Below are 16,559 nucleotides of genomic sequence, written 5' to 3'. Positions count from 1 at the left end.
ATTAATATGAAGATTAAATTCACAGAGGAACAAACTACTTTATTAAAGAAAATGGGGATAACATTTTCTCTACAAGGAAACTTAGATAATGATCATTTAATGGAACTTGATATGGTGGTAACGGATTACATGATTGAATATGGAATTGAAGAAGATGAGACTGTGAATGAAGTTGGAAAGCTTTGCGAACAGATTTTAGAGAAGATCAATGAATAGTCTACAAAAAAGTAAAAAGCCAAGATTTAAAAAAGTTTATATAGAGATTACTAATGTATGTAACTTACAGTGTGATTTTTGTCCGAAAACAAAACGTACACCTAAGTTTCTTACGATTCCGGAATTTGAACATATTATTGAGGAAGTATCACCTTATACAAACTATATCTACCTTCATATCATGGGAGAACCGTTACTTCATGAAAATCTGAAAGAATTTATTGAGATAGCTGGAAAGAAAAATATAAAAGTAAATCTTACTACCAATGGGACATTACTAAGTCCTGAGAAGGAATTTTTATTAAATTTAAGTGCACTTAGACAAATAAATATTTCACTTCATAGCTTTGAGGCAAATGAGCGAAACCTTACATTACATGATTATGTTCGGTCTGTCATGAGTTTTGTAAAAAAAGCATCCATGCAATCAGGGCTTTTATGTAGTGTTAGGTTATGGAATATGGATTTTGGTGACCTTAAGGGGGCCAATTCTCTAAATAGAGAAATAATCCAGTTGATTGAAAGTGAATTAGAGATAAAGGAATCCTTAGAAGAGAAACTTTGCAAGGAGCACAGTTGTAAGGTTAGTCATAATGTTTATTTTAATATGGCTCAAAAATTTGAATGGCCAGATATGAAGAGAGATATGTTTCAGAATGAAGTATTCTGTTATGGATTACGAGACCAGATTGGAATCTTAGTGGATGGTACGGTTGTACCTTGTTGCTTAGATAGTGAAGGTACCATAAATCTTGGCAATCTATATAAGCAAAATTTAGAGACGATACTTTCGTCGGAAAGAGCTAAAACGGTATATGACGGGTTCTCTCGAAGAGTAGCAGTTGAAGAGCTGTGTAAACGTTGTGGGTATGCTACCCGATTTTAAATAAATCTAATAGATTTCAATGGATTATAGTTATAATTTTGTATAAAGAAGGCTAGCGAATATAGAAAGAATGTAAATAAGGCTTGTGAATAAGAAAAAGTAAAGAAGGCTAGTGAATAAGAAAAAAGTTAAGAAGGCTAGCAAATATATGGAAAGAATTCATAGGATGGAGGAATTCGAATGAAGCAAAAGACAAGTTGTGAATGCTGTTCAAATTATCAATATAATGAAGACTATGAATGTTATGAATGTGATGTCAACTTAGACGAGGATGATATGGTACGCTTCTTAAGTGATAGTTTTTATAATTGTCCGTATTTTCAATTAGAAGATGAATATAAAATAGTAAGAAAGCAAATGTAGTAAAATGCAGGGGATTAACGGAAATGGTTTCGTAGTAAAGTTTCGCTTACATGAAATCAATCGTTTTTCCCCTTTTTATTTATATACTTAGAAGGCAGTTTAAGAAATTGATTTTTGTAAGATAATGTAACTATAAACTTAATTTTATTTTTTTATTTAAAAACCAAACTTTTTATATTTGAGATACATCTAAAGCATGTAAGGAAATGTTCCTTGCATGCGCATCTTATATATCATGATTAAAGGAACACACCATGGAAAACAAATATGAAATATTAAAAGAATACATAGTAGGAAACCAAGCAAGATTTTATCGGTTGGCTTATAGTTTTGTGCTCAATCAGGAAGCTGCACTTGATGTTGTACAAAATGCTATCTTAAAAGCGCTAGAAAACTATCAAAGCATTCGAGAAATAAATTATATATCAACTTGGTTTTATCGTGTATTGGTAAACGAATGCTATGCTTATTTAAGAACAAGTAAGAGGATTGTATTATATACTCCGGAAGATATGCCAGAGGAAAGTTATTTAGAGAAGGCATATGAATGCTATCAAGATGAGGTATTTCGTGAGGTTGTTAAGCTTCCCAAAAAGATTCGTATAGTCATCCTACTTCGATTTTATGAGGAACTTTCATTAAATGAAATCTCAGAAATTACGAAAACAAATTTAAGCACCGTAAAAACTAGACTGTATACAGGATTAAAAAAATTAAAAGTTAGTTTAAAGGAGTGGAACAATGAATCATTTTAAATTATCAAAACAAAAGTATCAAAGGATGGAGGTTCCAAAAGAGTTAGAAGGCCGAGTGAATCAAACGATAGCTAACTTTGAGGCAGGTAAATCGAGTCAAAGTCAAAGAAAGATTAATAAAAAGCATAGAATTTCTCATGCTGCAATCTCTTCTATGGCAGCCGCAGCAGCTTTTGCTGTATTAGTTGTAGGCCTTAATACAAGTCAAGCCTTTGCTATGACACTAGGAGATTTACCAGTTGTAGGTGCAATTGCTAAAGTTCTAACGGTAAGGGAATATGAAAAAAGTAATGAAGATATGACAATTACGGCACAGGTTCCTGAAATTATAATTGACTCGGATAATGATGAAGTTAAGAATGCAATTTCAGATATTAATGCAGAGATTGATGCTTTGGTTAAAAAACATATTAAACTAGAAGAAGAAAATATTATGGAATACAAAGAAGCTTATCTTGAGACGAGTGGAACAGAAGAAGAATTCGCAGAAAAGAATCTAAAGGCTAATGTTACCTATGAAATAAAAAAGCAAACGGATACTATGGTATCTATTGTAATATCATCAGGACAAAACTGGAGAAACGTTAGTCAAGAGCAATTTTTCTACAATATTAATCTAGTTACTGGGAAACAATATACCTTAAAAGATTTTCTTGGAGAAAATTATATTACAATTGCAAACGATTCCATTAAGAGACAAATGAAAGAAAGAGAACAAGGGAAGGAAGAGATAAAGTACTTTAAAGAAGAAGGAGGATTTCAATCAATTGATAATACCACAGGATTTTATATAAATCAGGCGGGAAATCCGGTCGTAGTATTTGCACGTTATGAAATTGCTCCTGGAGCCTATGGAATACAAGAATTTGAAATAATTCCTTAAAAGAACCTTGAATAACCTAAATTTACTCCTCATATGATATGGTAAAGAATGTTTTTAGGAAAATCCTGAAAGGTAATTCCTAATATTATTTATGTAGAATAGGGGGGTATTATGAAAATAACCAAGGGTACGATTATACGTACGATTATGTTAGTTCTCGTGTTAGTTAATTTAATTTTAAAGCGAACGGGCAAGCCAATCCTTGAAATTCAAGAAGGTACGGTAGCTAGTTTCGTTGAAACTGTGATTGAACTAGGAACAATAATAGTTGCTTGGTGGGAGAATAACAGTTTTACACAAAATGCAAGAAAAGCAGACGATTATTTAAAGAAATTAAATACAACAAATTAATAAGAAAGAATGGATGGAATATTGTAATTCGATTGGATTACTATTATTCTATCCATTTTTTTATTGCAGGAAAAGGTTGGAATAATTATAATGAAATAAGTGAGGTTGTAGAGTATGAATGATAAAAAAGAAACAGAAATGCAAAGAAACAGAAATGCAAACAAATAGGAAGGCAAAGAAACAGTTCTAGTTATTGATGCAGAATATCTGTAATTTGTTTCGATAGCATAAATTATATATGGTAGCCCTAGTTTAAATACGCTATAATTCATGGCAGTAGAGAAAGTTTGTATTAGCGCGGCAACCTCAAACGATAGACGTAAGTCAGAAGCGCAGAAATGAGGATAAATTATGAACCAGAGCACTAAGGTAAGAATTGCACTGATTGGTGTTGGTAGTATGGGGAAAAAGTATGCTACCATGTTAGACATGGAGAAAATATCAAATCTTACTTTAACCACTGTTTGTTGTAGAAGTAAGGAAAATCAAAATTGGGTAAAGGAAAACCTAAGTGAACGTGTTAAGTTGTATCAAAGTAGTGAAGAATTATTTGCACATCATGAGGAATACGATGCTGTATTAATTGTAACCCCTCACAAACAACATCCGGAACTAGCAATAAAAGCATTTGAATTAAAGAAACATGTATTTTGTGATAAACCCGCCGGAATTTCTATACTCGATGCGCAGAGGATGGAACAGGCACAAAAGGAATCGGAATGTAAATATGCTATGATGTTTCATAACCGAACCTATCCCGTCTTAAAAAAGGTAAAGCAGTTATTGGACGATGGGTTTGTTGGAGAGATTAAACGAGTTCAACTTGTAAATACCATATACTATCGTACAGAATATTATCACAATTCTGGGGACTGGAGAAGCAGTTGGCACGGGGAAGGTGGAGGAGCTCTAATCAACCAGGGACAACATATTTTGGATTACTGGCAATGGTTATTTGGGATGCCTCTTGCAATCTATGCCTCTATTCCGTTTGGAAAATATAATTCTTTTGCAGTAGATGACGAGGCGACTTTACTAATGGAATACCCAAACAAAGTGACAGCGACTTTTCTTCTTTCTACTGGTGAAATCCCAAGAGAAGAGGTATTAACTGTGGTTGGCACGAAGGGCAGTATTAAAGTAACTGGAAATGAAATTGAACTTACGAGCTATAGCATGGACTCTATGAAATATGGAAAAACTGCAAAAACTACCTCAAGAGAAGAGATACAGCAAACAAAGGAATTATTCATATGCAATGAACCTAAGGAGTCTTATGAACAAATGCTTGTAAACTTTGGGGAAGCAATCCTTCGTGGAAAGGCTCTCATTGCACCAGGAGAAGAAGGTACTAAGGCATTAGAGTTAACGAATGCTGCTTACCTTTCAGCATTTTTAGGAGAGCGTGTAAGTTTACCAATCGACAGTGCTCGGTATGAAGAACTATTTAAACAAAGAATTGAAGATGAGAAAATTAAATAAATCACAAGGTTTTCATAAAGAAATTTTGTCTTTATTATCACTTTCTTTAAAATGGTGCCTGGCACATCCTTATGTTGACTCTATAATATGCGGAGTGAGCAAACTTTCTCAGTTAGAACAAAATATAGAGGCACTTCATGGGGAAGGACTTGGTGAAGAACTAAAACAACAATGTGATGAAATTGGAAAAGATCTGATGAAACATCGGATTAGCTATTTTAAATAAATAATACATTGGAGGTCATTATGTCACAAATGAGGCTTGGAAAGACAGAGCTACTTGTAAATAAAAATGGGTTTGGTGCTCTTCCGATACAGAGAGCGACAGTAGATAATTCCATACGAATCCTACAAAAAGCTTATGAAAATGGAATAAACTTTTTTGATACTGCTAGATTTTATACGGATAGTGAAGAAAAAATTGGACAAGCTCTTTCCTCTGTTCGAGAGAATATTTTTATAGCAACAAAAACAGCAGCAGTAAATGAAGTGGCGTTTTGGCGTGATTTAGAGATTTCGTTAAGCAACTTAAAGACCGATTATATTGATTTATACCAATTCCATAATCCTTCTTTTTGTCCAAAACCAGGGGATGGAACCGGTCTTTATGAAGCAATGTGTAAGGCGAAAGAGCAGGGAAAAATTCGTCATATCGGAATTACGAATCACCGATTAGCAGTTGCTCACGAGGCTATCGATTCGGGATTATATGAAACCTTACAATTTCCATTTTGTTATTTATCTACAGAGAAGGAACTTGAATTAGTGGAGAAATGTAAGGAAGCTGACATAGGATTCATTGCGATGAAAGCACTTTCCGGAGGACTAATAACGAATGCAAGTGCTGCTTATGCTTATCTTGATCAATTTGAAACTGTGTTACCGATTTGGGGAATTCAAAGAGAACATGAACTTGATGAGTTTCTTGAATTTTCTAATAATCCACCTTCATTAACAGAAGAAATACAACAATTGATAGACCATGATAGAAAAGAGCTTTTAGGTGAGTTTTGTCGTGGATGTGGATATTGTATGCCATGCCCTGCTGGTATTGAAATTAATAACTGTGCCCGAATGTCACTTTTACTTAGAAGATCGCCATCGGAACTTCAATTAACTCCTGAAGTACAACAGAAGATGAAAAAGATAGATGATTGTATTCATTGTAATCAATGTATGGCAAAGTGCCCATATGGATTAGATACCCCTAATTTACTTAAGAAGAATTATGTGGATTATCTAGAGGTTTTAAAAGATCGCAGTAAGGTATCAGTAGTGTAGAGTCTGAACTATTGATGCATGTTTAAGATAAGTTGAAAAATCCAATAAGAAGACTGTTGTCTTCTTATTGGATTTTTGTGTATTCCGTAAGTTAACTTATATTAATCATAGAAGTTTCTCAAAATCTGATAAAGGCATTGGTTTGTAATAAAGATAACCTTGCGCTTTATAGCAGCCACATTCTAATAAAAACTGTTCTTGTTCTTTTGTTTCAACACCTTCTGCAATCATATCAAGACCTAACTCTGCTAGCATTGATATGATGTGCCGAATCACGGTACGACTTTTTGAGCTTCCTAGGTTCCTTAAAAAGAGCCGGTCAATTTTAACTTCATCAAGTGGTTCATCCTTAAGCATATTCATTGAGCTATATCCAGAACCAAAATCATCCATAGAAAAAGAAAATCCTTTTTCCTGTAGTTTACCCATACATTGAAATAAAAAGGCGGAGTCCTCTGCTAGGGCACTTTCTGTAATCTCTAAGGTAATAAGATTTGGAGGTATCTTATATTCTCTTGATAAGCGGCACAAAACTTCCACGAAATCTTTCTGATATTCATGAAGCCTTGATACATTGAGTGAGATAGGGAGGGGCGTAACGCCACTTTCGATTAATTTTTGCAAGAACTGAAAGACTTCTGTCCAAACATAAATATCGACATCAACGATATAACCGCTTTTTTCAAGTACTGGTATATAGAGATTAGGGTAGAGGTAACCATCCACAGGGTGTTTCCAACGCACTAATGCTTCACCGCCAATAATTTGCCCTGTTTTCATATTTACTTTTGGCTGTATATGTACTTCTAATTGCTTTTCTTTTAGTGCAGTAGTTATTTCATTTTCTATCTTTTTTTCTAACATTAGTGATTTACGAAGATCGTTATCATAAAAGGAGTAAAAGGAAAATACCTTTCCTTTTATTGTTTGTAATGCTAAATTAGCATAATCACTTAATAAGCTTACGTCCGTACCGTATTCTGAGATACAGATACCAAAAGCAGGAAGTAATTTACAAGAAATAGGAAAAGAAGTTATTTTTTTAGCTAACGAAGTAACTATTTTAATTAGGTCTTCCATTTCTTGATAAGGGGTACATAAAGTGAAAATATCAGCACGTAGATGGCCAACTACAGAGTATTCAGACTCATAAACGCGGAAACAATCTGCGATATGTTTTAAAAGAGCATCCCCTTGACTTCGCCCACAAAATTCATTTACCGTCTTAAAACGGTATAAGTCCATACGTATCATTGCATATTTTTTATCTTTATGTGTTCTTAAACATTCGTTTCCTTTATATAAAAAGGCATTATTTCCATATAAACCGGTTAGGTTATAACGTGAAATTGCGGCATTTTGTTCTGCCATCTTCTTAAGTGAGTATAGATATAATTCTTCTTTTCCTACCTCTGTTAGCATAGGTGAGGAAGGGGTTTTTATTCCTTTAGCAAAACTCATAATAATGCTAACCTTTCTACCATAAATTTTATTTCCATCCATATTTTAGCACATCTCACATAATAATACAATATTCAACAAAAAAATACACAAAACAAGGAAGAAACGTGACTTTTATGAATGATTATACTATAATACTATAATAGCAATAACAAATTAGAAGGAAGGAACATGCCGATGAATAGTGATAGTAGACTAGGTCTTTTGTAGTAGTTGAAAAAAAGGTAGGGATATCTAAGAGGAGGTAGTAATGAAGCACATATTAGAGAGAGTGAAGAATGTAGGGATTAGGATAAGGATAGCCTCCTTATCAACGGTAGCAATATTGTTTTTAATTATGATGTTATTTTTATCTTTTATGAATGATAAAGTCGTTTTAAAGATTTTAATCTTTATCATAGCTGCGATTGTAGGTTATATATATGCGAAACTTATTTCCTTATCTATTCTTGGGGAGATTAAGAGCTTAAAATCAATTATGATAAAAGTTGCTGAAGGTGATTTATCAGTTATAGTGGAGGATAGTGTTAAGACTAAGGATGAATTTGGAGATTTTGCGAAAGCAATGGAGAAAACCTTAATTCAACTAAATACATATCAGTCCTATATTAATGAAATTGCAGTCGTTCTTAACAAGATGGCAGAAGGAAAGATGGAGCTAGAGCTGCACCAGACATATGATGGACAGTTTATGACAATTAAAAAGGCTTTAAATGGTATTTCAACCTCCTTAAATCACACATTAACGGAAATAAATACGTCCTCTGATAAGGTTGCAAAAGAGGCAGAGAATATGCAGATTACTGCAACTGACGTTTCTAATGGAACTACGGAGGAAGCTGCAACAATTGAGGAATTGACCGCGTCTATTCAGGCAATAACATCTCAGGTAAGCATAAATGCAGAAGGCGCAGTAGATGCAAAAAGTAAAATCTCTAATATGGCTGATACAGCAACAAAGAACAATGAAAAGATGACACATCTTTTAGGGGCAATGGAAGATATTCATTCTTCTTCGAATGAAATCGTAAACATTATTCAAACAATTGAAGGAATTGCTAGACAAACAAATTTACTTTCATTAAATGCTTCCATTGAAGCAGCAAGAGCAGGTGAGATGGGAAAAGGTTTTGCTGTTGTTGCTGGTGAAATCGGTAATTTAGCGAATCAAAGCGTAAATGCAGTTAAAATTACTTCTCAGTTAATAGAAAATACTATTCATGCAGTGGAGCATGGCGTAAATCTTGCAGGTGAATCAGCGAAATCCTCCCATGAGGTTGCTATTGTAGCAAAAGATATAACTAAAATTATGGATGATATTACAGAGAACTCTCAATCACAAAGTGAACTACTACAGCAATTTGCTGATGCGGTAGAACAAATTGCCGTAGTTGTGGATGAAAATAAAGCGGCAGCAATATCAAGTGCCCAGATGTCTGAAGTTTTAACAAAAGAAGCGGTTCACTTAAAGCAGATGATAGACCAATTCGAGCTTTATGAGGAGTAACAAGTGACATGCTACCACCACTTTGGAAGTGGGGGCTTAATATTCCATTATATATAGAGAGAAGAAGATACTTAAAAAGGGTGAATTAACTTTTTGGGTATCTTTTTTTAATCCTTTCTAATCTTAGTTTAATTTGAGTATCGAGAACATTTGTTTTATAATAGGTGTAATTGAGTTACTGCTTCAATACATGAATGCTTATCTTGACTAATAAAATGGGAGGTAGAGAAATGAGTAAAGAATTAGTACATAGTCCATTATTTCGGGACCCGATTTATGACGGAGCAGCAGATCCCGTGATAATTTGGAATCACATAGAAAAACAGTGGTGGATGATTTATACAAATCGCCGTGCAAATGTAAAAACTCCTGGTTTTGAATGGATACATGGAACAGATTTAGGGGTAGCATCTTCGAATGATGGTGGGCATACTTTTGTTTATCGGGGGATATTAGAAGGTCTTGCTATCGAACCGGGAAGAAATACGTTTTGGGCACCTGAGATTATCTATGAGAAGGAAATTTATCATATGTATGTGTCTTATGTAAAAGGTGTTCCATCTACATGGAACTTTGAACGTCATATCTTACATTATACCAGTAAGAATTTGTGGGACTGGGAGTATATCGGAAAACTACCACTCTCCTCTAATCGTTGTATTGATGCCTGTGTACATAAATTACCAAATGGGAAGTATGGACTTTGGTATAAAGATGAAGTGAATGATTCTCACACTTATATGGTAGAAAGCAGTGATTTGTATGAATTTCATAATCCAAGGGCAGTCTTAGAGGAATTTGCACATGAAGGACCGAATGTATTTCGTTTTAAGCATTTTTATTGGATGATAATCGATACTTGGAAGGGGCAAGGAGTATATCGAAGTAAAGATGCCATGACTTGGAGTCGTTGTAATGATATCTTATCAGAAACAGGTAATAAGGAGGATGACTACGGGTTTGGTTACCATGCAGATGTGCATGTTCAAGAAGATGAGGCATATATCTTCTATTTTACGCATCCAGGAAGGATACCATGTGTGGAAGAGAATTTCTATGAACAACAAAGATCATCTCTTCAAATACGAAGGCTTACGGTGAAAAATGAGGAGTTATCTTGTGACCGTGAGGAAGAGTTTATGTATGAATTAACTTAATCCATCAATTACGAGTATCCTTTAATTCGTAGTCATGTTTTCAAAGTGAAAGATAAATCTTTCACTCAACAAGTTTGTAACCGCGCTGCATCCTCAAACTTGATATAAATAAAGAGCAGCGTAGAAATGAGGGAGTAGGAATGAAAGAATTGCTGTTAAAGCGTAAGGGGAAGTTTATTCAATATCTAGCAGCATCCTTTATGTTTAATATTGACCGCTATGTTCAAATGGGGATTTTTGCTCTTATCATGTGGGCAGTAGAAAAAGGCAGGGATGCAAACTATACTGTAGTAGTAATTATCACTATTTTAGCTGCAGTCTATAGTGCAGTAAGTTTTGTGGTATCGCGTATGCTTCGTATCGGCTATATGAGAGATACCATACTAGATGTTCGAAAACGTGCATTTGATAAAATTATGAGGATGCCTTTTAAACAGTATTCCAAAAAAGGAAAAGAAATTTATTTATCGAATTTAATTAATGATATTAATCAGTTTGAATCTGATTTCTTTATCAGTTTTTTAAACTTCTTGATTAATATCGGTATGTTTGTTATCAGTTTTATTATTCTTTTATTTTTAGACCCAGTTCTAGCTGCGGGGATGTTTGGGGCTTGTGTAATTATTTATCTGGTTTCTAGCCTCTTTTCAAAGAAGACGGTGGCTTTAAAGGAGGAGGTATCGAATGCTTCAGAAGAATTTACAGAAGAGATTGCAAATACCTTTCATGGTCTTGAGATTCTTAAACTAAACCGAATCGAAGATAAGTTTTTACAAAAGAGTATATCTTCGATTCGTAAAGTAGAACTAAAAAAATGTATTTCAAGCGTATTTACTGAGGGACAACGTAATATTATTCAAATACTTTCTTTTATAGTATCAAGCGGTGTAATGGTATATCTGTGTATTAACTTTAAAAACGGTATGTCACTAGCAATGGCAACGTTTATATTCCAAATAGCAACTGTTATGAGCTTTAATTTAGTCGAAGTCTTTCCTCTTTGGAACGCGATGAAAGCTTCTATTCGTATCTATCATAAGATTACGGATGATGAAACAGAAAACAAAGAACAGAAAGAAGAGAAAATAGAAGAACGCACTCATTCTTTCGATTTTCAGAACGAAATTGTTGTATCTGATGTTTCATTTGCCTATGATAATAAATCAATCTTAACGAATGCAAACTTTTCGATTAAGAAGGGAAAGAAATACCTAATTAAAGGGGTAAGCGGTGCGGGTAAATCCACATTAATGAATCTACTCTCTATGACATTTGATAATTATGAGGGTGAGATCAAGGTAGATGGAACCCCGTATAAGACAATGGTTGAAAAAACCTTTCATGATAAAGTGGCATTCATCTACCAGGATGTATTTCTATTCGAGGATACCATTCGTAATAACATTACACTGTATAAAGATTTACCGAAGGAGCGCGTAGAATTTGCTGCAAAAGCCTGCGAATTGGATTCCCTCATAGCAGATAAAAAACTAGGCTTAGAGGAACCATTATCTGAAAATGGTAAAAATCTATCCGGTGGTCAGCGGCAGAGAATTTCGATTGCCAGAGCAATAGCAAAACAAGCGGAAATTTTATTTGTGGATGAGGGAACCTCAAGTCTTAACGAAGACTTAGGAAAAGAAATTGAAAAGGTATTCTTATCTTTATCTCAGACAGTAATTGCAATCAGTCATCGTTATTATGAAGGAGTTACAGACCAATATGATTATGTACTTGAAATCAAGAATGGTCAGATTCATCAGTATGAGGCGAAAGAATATTTTGGGGAGGCAGTGACATGTTAAAAAAAGTATTTAAAAGTACACCACAGATGTTAGTTGCTCTTTTCTTTGCTGCCTTTTATAGCATATTAGAGGGTATTGTAACTGTAAAAATGATGGGGCTTATCGATTATGCAATAGCGGGAGATTTAGAACTATTAATGCAAAAGATACCTCCGCTACTGATATTTGCACTCACACTTTTGCCTGTAGGAATCCTAACATCGATTACAAAAGCTTGGTATAAAAAAGATGCAAATTTAGCAATCAAGATGCATTATGTAAGGGGAGTATTTAAGAAAAATATATCGGAATTTCAAAAAGAAAATACCGCAAATTATATTTCAAGATTAACCAATGATTGTAACACAATTGATAAAAACTTTATTGATGGAATCTACACTGTGTTCCAAGGGATTGCTAATTTTTTCGTTGGAATATGGATTATCTCTACCGTAAATCCATGGATGATTTCGCTCTCTATTATCATTGTAATAGTGAATGTTATTATAGGCGTTGTTATGCGTAAACCTTTGGAACGCAATATCAAAGAACGTTCTGATATGTTTGATGGGTACACCTCTTATATCAAAGAAGTATTATCCGCATTTCATATTGTAAAGAGTAATAATTTACAGGAAAAAGTAACGAAAGACTATTATGAGAAGAGTGGAGAGATTCAAAAGAAGGGGTATCACATTGAAAAGATGATGACCTTTATCAATGGTGCACAACATCTAACCATGAATGCATCAATGTATGGTATTTTATGTATCTTAGGATACCTAACAATTCAAGGGAAAATTACAGCGGGTGGTTTATTAATTGTAGCTCAGGGAATTCAAAAACTTGCTTGGCCTTTGTTTATGCTTAGTGAAGCCTTACCTAAGGTATTTACTTCAAAGTCACTTAGCGAAAAAATTGGTGATAGTCTAAAAAATTCGGATACCTACGAAGAAAAAATACCGATGTCAGAGTTTGAGGATCATATTGTATTGAAAAATGTAGAGTTTCAGTATGATGACGAGGTTGATAGTAAGAAAATTTTAACAAATGTGAATTTAAACATAAAGAAAAATGGGAAGTATTTAATTGTAGGCCCTAGTGGAGGGGGAAAATCAACGCTACTAAAACTTCTTCGAAAGTATTTTGCTCCAACCGGTGGGAATATTCTAATTGATGGAAAGCCACTTCGCGACGTGAAGAAGGAAGATTATTTTGCTATGATAGCAAATGTTGAGCAACAGGTTTTTATCTTTCATGATACCTTAAGAAATAATATCACTCTTTATAAATCATATAGTGAAGAAGAAATTAGGGCAGCGATAGAAGCAGCAGGACTTACTACATTTATTCAGAGCTTACCGGATGGTTTGGACACTATGATCTATGACAATGGACGAAATATTTCTGGTGGAGAGCGAAGCCGAGTTGTAATAGCAAGGGCAATGTTAACGAAAGCAAGCATTCTTTTTATGGATGAAGCATTTGCTTCTCTTGATATGGAACGAGCTAGAGAGATAGAACAAACGATTCTTAAACTGAAAGATATTACTGTGATAAATGTAAGTCATGTAGTATTTCGAGATACCAAGAAACAATATGATGGTGTGTTTACTGTGAAGGGAACGGTCAAACCATTACTTAGTCAAGAATAATAGATTTACCCACAAGATATGCCTTATATAAATAACTTCATTTCATATCACATCCGTAAGTGAATGTAACATGGTATATACAAAATAAGGTAAAAAATTTGTTTTATTTTTAACAATTATATTGTATAATGGATAAGCAGTTTAAAAATGGAAAACAGATATGCTACCGCAAGTGCGGTGATGCGGAAAAGAGGAGCTATGTCGTTACAAGTACAAAATTTAATGAAAAAGTATGGAGACAAGGTAGTTGTCGAAGATTTGAGTTTTGAGATTACAAAACCAGGAGTGTATGCTTTGTTAGGTACGAATGGTGCAGGTAAAACAACCTCACTACGTATTATTCTTGGTATGTTAGCTCATGACGGTGGCAAAGTACTTTGGAATGGAGCACCACTTGACCCTGTGAAGGCAAACGTTGGATACCTTGCAGAGGAACGTGGCTTATATCCGAAATACTCATTACTTGACCAGTTATTGTACTTTGCAAAATTAAAGAATGTACCTAAGAAAACAGCAATGGAACGAATCAAGTATTGGTCGGATCGTTTGCAGGTGAATGAATATGTATTTCCACCTAAGACGAAAGGAAAGAAATCGAAAGCAAATAGAGCAGATCAATTATCAAAGGGTAATCAACAAAAAATTCAGCTGATGGCTGCTTTAATTTCAGATCCAAAATTAATTATTTTAGATGAGCCATTAAGTGGTTTGGATCCAGTGAATACAGATTTATTCAAATCTATTATTCGTGAGCAGATAGCTCAGGATAAATATTTAATAATGTCTAGTCACCAGATGCCTACGATTGAAGAATTCTGTAGTGACATTACTATATTAAATCGTGGTAAGGCAGTGTTACAGGGAAATCTTAATGAAATTAAAAAAAGTTATGGTAGAGTTAATCTGTTTGTTAAGAGTGATGTAGATATCGCTTCTTATATTGAAGAATTTAGATTAAGAATTGTGAATAAAACACCAAGTGAATATCACTTAAAAGTTCAGAATGAGCAACAAGCAATGGACTTTCTTGCAAAACTCATTGGAGAAAAGATTCCGGTTGTCAAATTTGAGCTGCGCGAGCCATCATTGCATGAAATATTCATAGAAAAGGTGGGAGATGTTCATGAAGAAAAGTAATGTAACAGGTTGGAAGGATGTCTTTACTTTTACCTTAATTCAAACGTTAAAGAGCAAGGCGTTTATTGTAAGTTTTGTTATATTTATTATTTTAGCTACCGTTTCTATGCCTGTACTTTCTATGATTATGAATAAGGATGATGCTAAGGTAGAAGATGGTACGAATCCAATACAAAAAGTCTATATTAATGATAAGGTTACTTGGTCTAATGGCAGTTTTTTACCAGCACTTAATCAGGAAAACTTAAAACATATTAAGTTTGAAGCACTCACTGAGGATTATGATACTGTTGTGAATCGCATTGAACAGGAAGAGAATACTTCAGTCATTGTTAACATAGCGGAAACAGAATCAACCTTTCAACTTGACTTTATAAAGGCAAGTAAGGGAGATGTAAAAGAATCTAATGTACAGACATTAAGCGGGGCATTGTTAGAGGCGTTTGACGCATATCGAATCAATCAATTAGGAATTACACCAGAACAGTTATCCATGATTCAAGCAAATGTTGCAACCTCTGTTACATTAGCTGATCAGAGTGGAAATGCAGTAGTAATTGAAGATACATCAATATCAGACTCTCAATATATGTTTGTTTTCGGTATTTTGTTTGTTATTTTGATGGTTAATGTAATGGCAAGTTCCCAGATAGCATCTTCCATTGTTTCCGATAAGTCATCTAAGGTATTGGAATATCTGTTAACTTCTGTGAAACCACTGGCTATCATGATCGGTAAAATTTTAGCAATGCTTACCGCAGTGATATTACAATTTGCTGCGACTATTGTTTGTGTGTTAATTTCTAATACCGTTACTACAAAGGTATTTTCAACAACTGGAGAAAATATGATTTCAGAATATCTTCCATCTGGAATATTTGATAATGTTAATCCATTAAATATTATCTTATGCCTAGCAGTGGTAATACTTGGAATGATTTTTTATGCTACTCTTGCTGGGCTTGCTGGCGCTACCGCAAGTCGTATCGAGGAGGCGAGTGAAAGTTTAACGTTATTTACCTTTACGAACCTTATCGGTGCTTACATCGGTATGGGGGCAGCAAGTGTGTTGATGGCTAGTGGTACGAATGGTTTTGTAACATTTGCCTTATTGTTCCCGTTATCCTCCCCGTTCTTATTACCTGGAGCGATGTTTGTTGGAAAGGTATCGGTAGGACTATCAATACTATCCATAGTCCTTCTAGTAATTTTTATGATCTTACTATTTAAATTCGTAGCTAAAGTATATGAAACATTAATCCTTCATAATGGAAGTAGAATCGGTCTGAAGGAACTAGTTAAGATTTCTAAAAATGTTTAGAAAGGTAGTGTGAAGAGAATTTCTAAGTCGTCAAAAAACGCCGACTAAGAAATTCTAAAACTTCACACAGATGTTTGTGCCTGCGTAATCCTCGGCACAAATATCCAGCCTACTGTGCAGGCATGGTTAGATGTGTGAAAAGAATTTCTAAGTCGTCAAAAAACGCCGACTAAGAAATTCTAAAACTTCACACAGATGTTTGTGCCTGCGTAATCCTCGGCACAAATATCCAGCCTACTGTGCAGGCATGGTTAGATGTGTGAAAAGAATTTCTAAGTCGTCAAAAAACGCCGACTAAGAAATTCTAAAACTTCACACAG

16 protein-coding genes are annotated in these 16,559 nt (G+C 34.3%); 15 read left to right on the top strand and 1 reads right to left on the bottom strand.

The features are described 5' to 3' along the window. The first annotated feature begins 6 nt into the window (after positions 1–6). From RTP52_RS10225 to RTP52_RS10185, 9 genes are all read left to right on the top strand, one after another. Positions 7–216, top strand: coding sequence for a hypothetical protein (locus tag RTP52_RS10225; RefSeq protein WP_312371032.1), 210 nt, complete (start codon positions 7–9; stop codon positions 214–216). Beyond that, positions 209–1,102 carry a radical SAM/SPASM domain-containing protein gene (locus RTP52_RS10220; protein ID WP_312371030.1) on the top strand — a complete coding sequence of 298 codons (894 nt, stop codon included), beginning with the start codon at positions 209–211 and terminating at the stop codon, positions 1,100–1,102. The genes RTP52_RS10225 and RTP52_RS10220 overlap by 8 nt, the downstream gene beginning before the upstream one ends. A 180-nt stretch (positions 1,103–1,282) precedes the next feature. Further along, positions 1,283–1,465, top strand: coding sequence for a DUF6472 family protein (locus RTP52_RS10215; protein ID WP_312104373.1), 183 nt, complete (start codon positions 1,283–1,285; stop codon positions 1,463–1,465). A 254-nt stretch (positions 1,466–1,719) separates the two neighbouring features. Further along, a complete protein-coding gene (locus tag RTP52_RS10210) occupies positions 1,720–2,220 on the top strand; it encodes an RNA polymerase sigma factor (RefSeq protein ID WP_312371028.1) in 501 nt (166 codons plus the stop codon). Further along, the gene (locus RTP52_RS10205; RefSeq protein ID WP_312371025.1) at positions 2,207–3,103 is read left to right on the top strand and encodes a DUF3298 and DUF4163 domain-containing protein; all 897 of its coding nucleotides are present in this window, start codon (positions 2,207–2,209) and stop codon (positions 3,101–3,103) included. Before RTP52_RS10210 ends, RTP52_RS10205 begins: the two co-directional genes overlap by 14 nt. Before the next feature lie 111 nt (positions 3,104–3,214). Beyond that, positions 3,215–3,454, top strand: coding sequence for a phage holin (locus tag RTP52_RS10200; RefSeq protein ID WP_312104379.1), 240 nt, complete (start codon positions 3,215–3,217; stop codon positions 3,452–3,454). A 351-nt stretch (positions 3,455–3,805) separates the two neighbouring features. Beyond that, complete coding sequence (locus RTP52_RS10195) at positions 3,806–4,936, top strand: Gfo/Idh/MocA family protein (RefSeq protein WP_312371022.1); 1,131 nt, start codon at positions 3,806–3,808, stop codon at positions 4,934–4,936. After that, positions 4,920–5,162 carry an aldo/keto reductase gene (locus RTP52_RS10190; RefSeq protein WP_312104384.1) on the top strand — a complete coding sequence of 81 codons (243 nt, stop codon included), beginning with the start codon at positions 4,920–4,922 and terminating at the stop codon, positions 5,160–5,162. The genes RTP52_RS10195 and RTP52_RS10190 overlap by 17 nt, the downstream gene beginning before the upstream one ends. 20 nt (positions 5,163–5,182) lie before the next feature. After that, on the top strand, positions 5,183–6,217 hold the full coding sequence (locus RTP52_RS10185) for an aldo/keto reductase (RefSeq protein ID WP_312371020.1): 1,035 nt from the start codon (positions 5,183–5,185) through the stop codon (positions 6,215–6,217). Positions 6,218–6,322: 105 nt separating this feature from the next. On the opposite strand, the gene RTP52_RS10180 is transcribed toward RTP52_RS10185, so the two are convergent. Continuing rightward, positions 6,323–7,720, bottom strand: a complete 1,398-nt coding sequence (locus tag RTP52_RS10180; RefSeq protein WP_312371018.1) for a putative bifunctional diguanylate cyclase/phosphodiesterase — start codon at positions 7,718–7,720, stop codon at positions 6,323–6,325. A gap of 208 nt (positions 7,721–7,928) precedes the next feature. On the opposite strand from RTP52_RS10180, the gene RTP52_RS10175 reads away from it, so the two are divergent. The 6 genes from RTP52_RS10175 (at position 7,929) to RTP52_RS10150 (ending at position 16,239) form a co-directional block, all read left to right on the top strand. Continuing rightward, a complete protein-coding gene (locus RTP52_RS10175) occupies positions 7,929–9,185 on the top strand; it encodes a methyl-accepting chemotaxis protein (RefSeq protein WP_312371016.1) in 1,257 nt (418 codons plus the stop codon). Positions 9,186–9,415: 230 nt separating this feature from the next. Continuing rightward, positions 9,416–10,342, top strand: a complete 927-nt coding sequence (locus RTP52_RS10170) for a glycosyl hydrolase (RefSeq protein WP_312371015.1) — start codon at positions 9,416–9,418, stop codon at positions 10,340–10,342. 140 nt (positions 10,343–10,482) lie between these two features. Continuing rightward, complete coding sequence (locus tag RTP52_RS10165; protein WP_312371013.1) at positions 10,483–12,147, top strand: ABC transporter ATP-binding protein; 1,665 nt, start codon at positions 10,483–10,485, stop codon at positions 12,145–12,147. Further along, positions 12,141–13,781 (top strand): ABC transporter ATP-binding protein, encoded by a 1,641-nt coding sequence (locus RTP52_RS10160; RefSeq protein ID WP_312371011.1) that lies wholly within the window; start codon positions 12,141–12,143, stop codon positions 13,779–13,781. The genes RTP52_RS10165 and RTP52_RS10160 overlap by 7 nt, the downstream gene beginning before the upstream one ends. A 147-nt stretch (positions 13,782–13,928) precedes the next feature. Beyond that, positions 13,929–14,918 carry an ABC transporter ATP-binding protein gene (locus tag RTP52_RS10155; protein WP_331661320.1) on the top strand — a complete coding sequence of 330 codons (990 nt, stop codon included), beginning with the start codon at positions 13,929–13,931 and terminating at the stop codon, positions 14,916–14,918. Next, entirely contained in the window at positions 14,905–16,239 is a 1,335-nt protein-coding gene (locus RTP52_RS10150; protein WP_312371009.1) for an ABC transporter permease, read from the top strand. The genes RTP52_RS10155 and RTP52_RS10150 overlap by 14 nt, the downstream gene beginning before the upstream one ends. Positions 16,240–16,559: the final 320 nt, after the last annotated feature.

The organism is Lachnoclostridium sp., from assembly GCF_031997925.1.
Taxonomy (GTDB): Bacteria; Bacillota; Clostridia; order Lachnospirales; family Lachnospiraceae; genus Lachnoclostridium.
The sequence above is the reverse complement of the archived record's forward strand: the minus strand, read 5'-3'. Positions and strand labels throughout refer to the sequence as shown.

What these genes read in the sequence shown, in the direction of transcription:
- RTP52_RS10185 (WP_312371020.1), top strand. Translation starts at nt 5,183, where the DNA reads ATGTCACAAATGAGGCTTGGAAAGACAGAGCTACTTGTAAATAAAAAT.
- RTP52_RS10195 (WP_312371022.1), top strand. Translation starts at nt 3,806, where the DNA reads ATGAACCAGAGCACTAAGGTAAGAATTGCACTGATTGGTGTTGGTAGT.
- RTP52_RS10160 (WP_312371011.1), top strand. Translation starts at nt 12,141, where the DNA reads ATGTTAAAAAAAGTATTTAAAAGTACACCACAGATGTTAGTTGCTCTT.
- RTP52_RS10220 (WP_312371030.1), top strand. Translation starts at nt 209, where the DNA reads ATGAATAGTCTACAAAAAAGTAAAAAGCCAAGATTTAAAAAAGTTTAT.
- RTP52_RS10200 (WP_312104379.1), top strand. Translation starts at nt 3,215, where the DNA reads ATGAAAATAACCAAGGGTACGATTATACGTACGATTATGTTAGTTCTC.
- RTP52_RS10180 (WP_312371018.1), bottom strand. Translation starts at nt 7,720, where the DNA reads ATGGATGGAAATAAAATTTATGGTAGAAAGGTTAGCATTATTATGAGT.
- RTP52_RS10175 (WP_312371016.1), top strand. Translation starts at nt 7,929, where the DNA reads ATGAAGCACATATTAGAGAGAGTGAAGAATGTAGGGATTAGGATAAGG.
- RTP52_RS10170 (WP_312371015.1), top strand. Translation starts at nt 9,416, where the DNA reads ATGAGTAAAGAATTAGTACATAGTCCATTATTTCGGGACCCGATTTAT.
- RTP52_RS10155 (WP_331661320.1), top strand. Translation starts at nt 13,929, where the DNA reads ATGGAAAACAGATATGCTACCGCAAGTGCGGTGATGCGGAAAAGAGGA.
- RTP52_RS10150 (WP_312371009.1), top strand. Translation starts at nt 14,905, where the DNA reads ATGAAGAAAAGTAATGTAACAGGTTGGAAGGATGTCTTTACTTTTACC.
- RTP52_RS10225 (WP_312371032.1), top strand. Translation starts at nt 7, where the DNA reads ATGAAGATTAAATTCACAGAGGAACAAACTACTTTATTAAAGAAAATG.
- RTP52_RS10165 (WP_312371013.1), top strand. Translation starts at nt 10,483, where the DNA reads ATGAAAGAATTGCTGTTAAAGCGTAAGGGGAAGTTTATTCAATATCTA.
- RTP52_RS10215 (WP_312104373.1), top strand. Translation starts at nt 1,283, where the DNA reads ATGAAGCAAAAGACAAGTTGTGAATGCTGTTCAAATTATCAATATAAT.
- RTP52_RS10205 (WP_312371025.1), top strand. Translation starts at nt 2,207, where the DNA reads ATGAATCATTTTAAATTATCAAAACAAAAGTATCAAAGGATGGAGGTT.
- RTP52_RS10190 (WP_312104384.1), top strand. Translation starts at nt 4,920, where the DNA reads ATGAGAAAATTAAATAAATCACAAGGTTTTCATAAAGAAATTTTGTCT.
- RTP52_RS10210 (WP_312371028.1), top strand. Translation starts at nt 1,720, where the DNA reads ATGGAAAACAAATATGAAATATTAAAAGAATACATAGTAGGAAACCAA.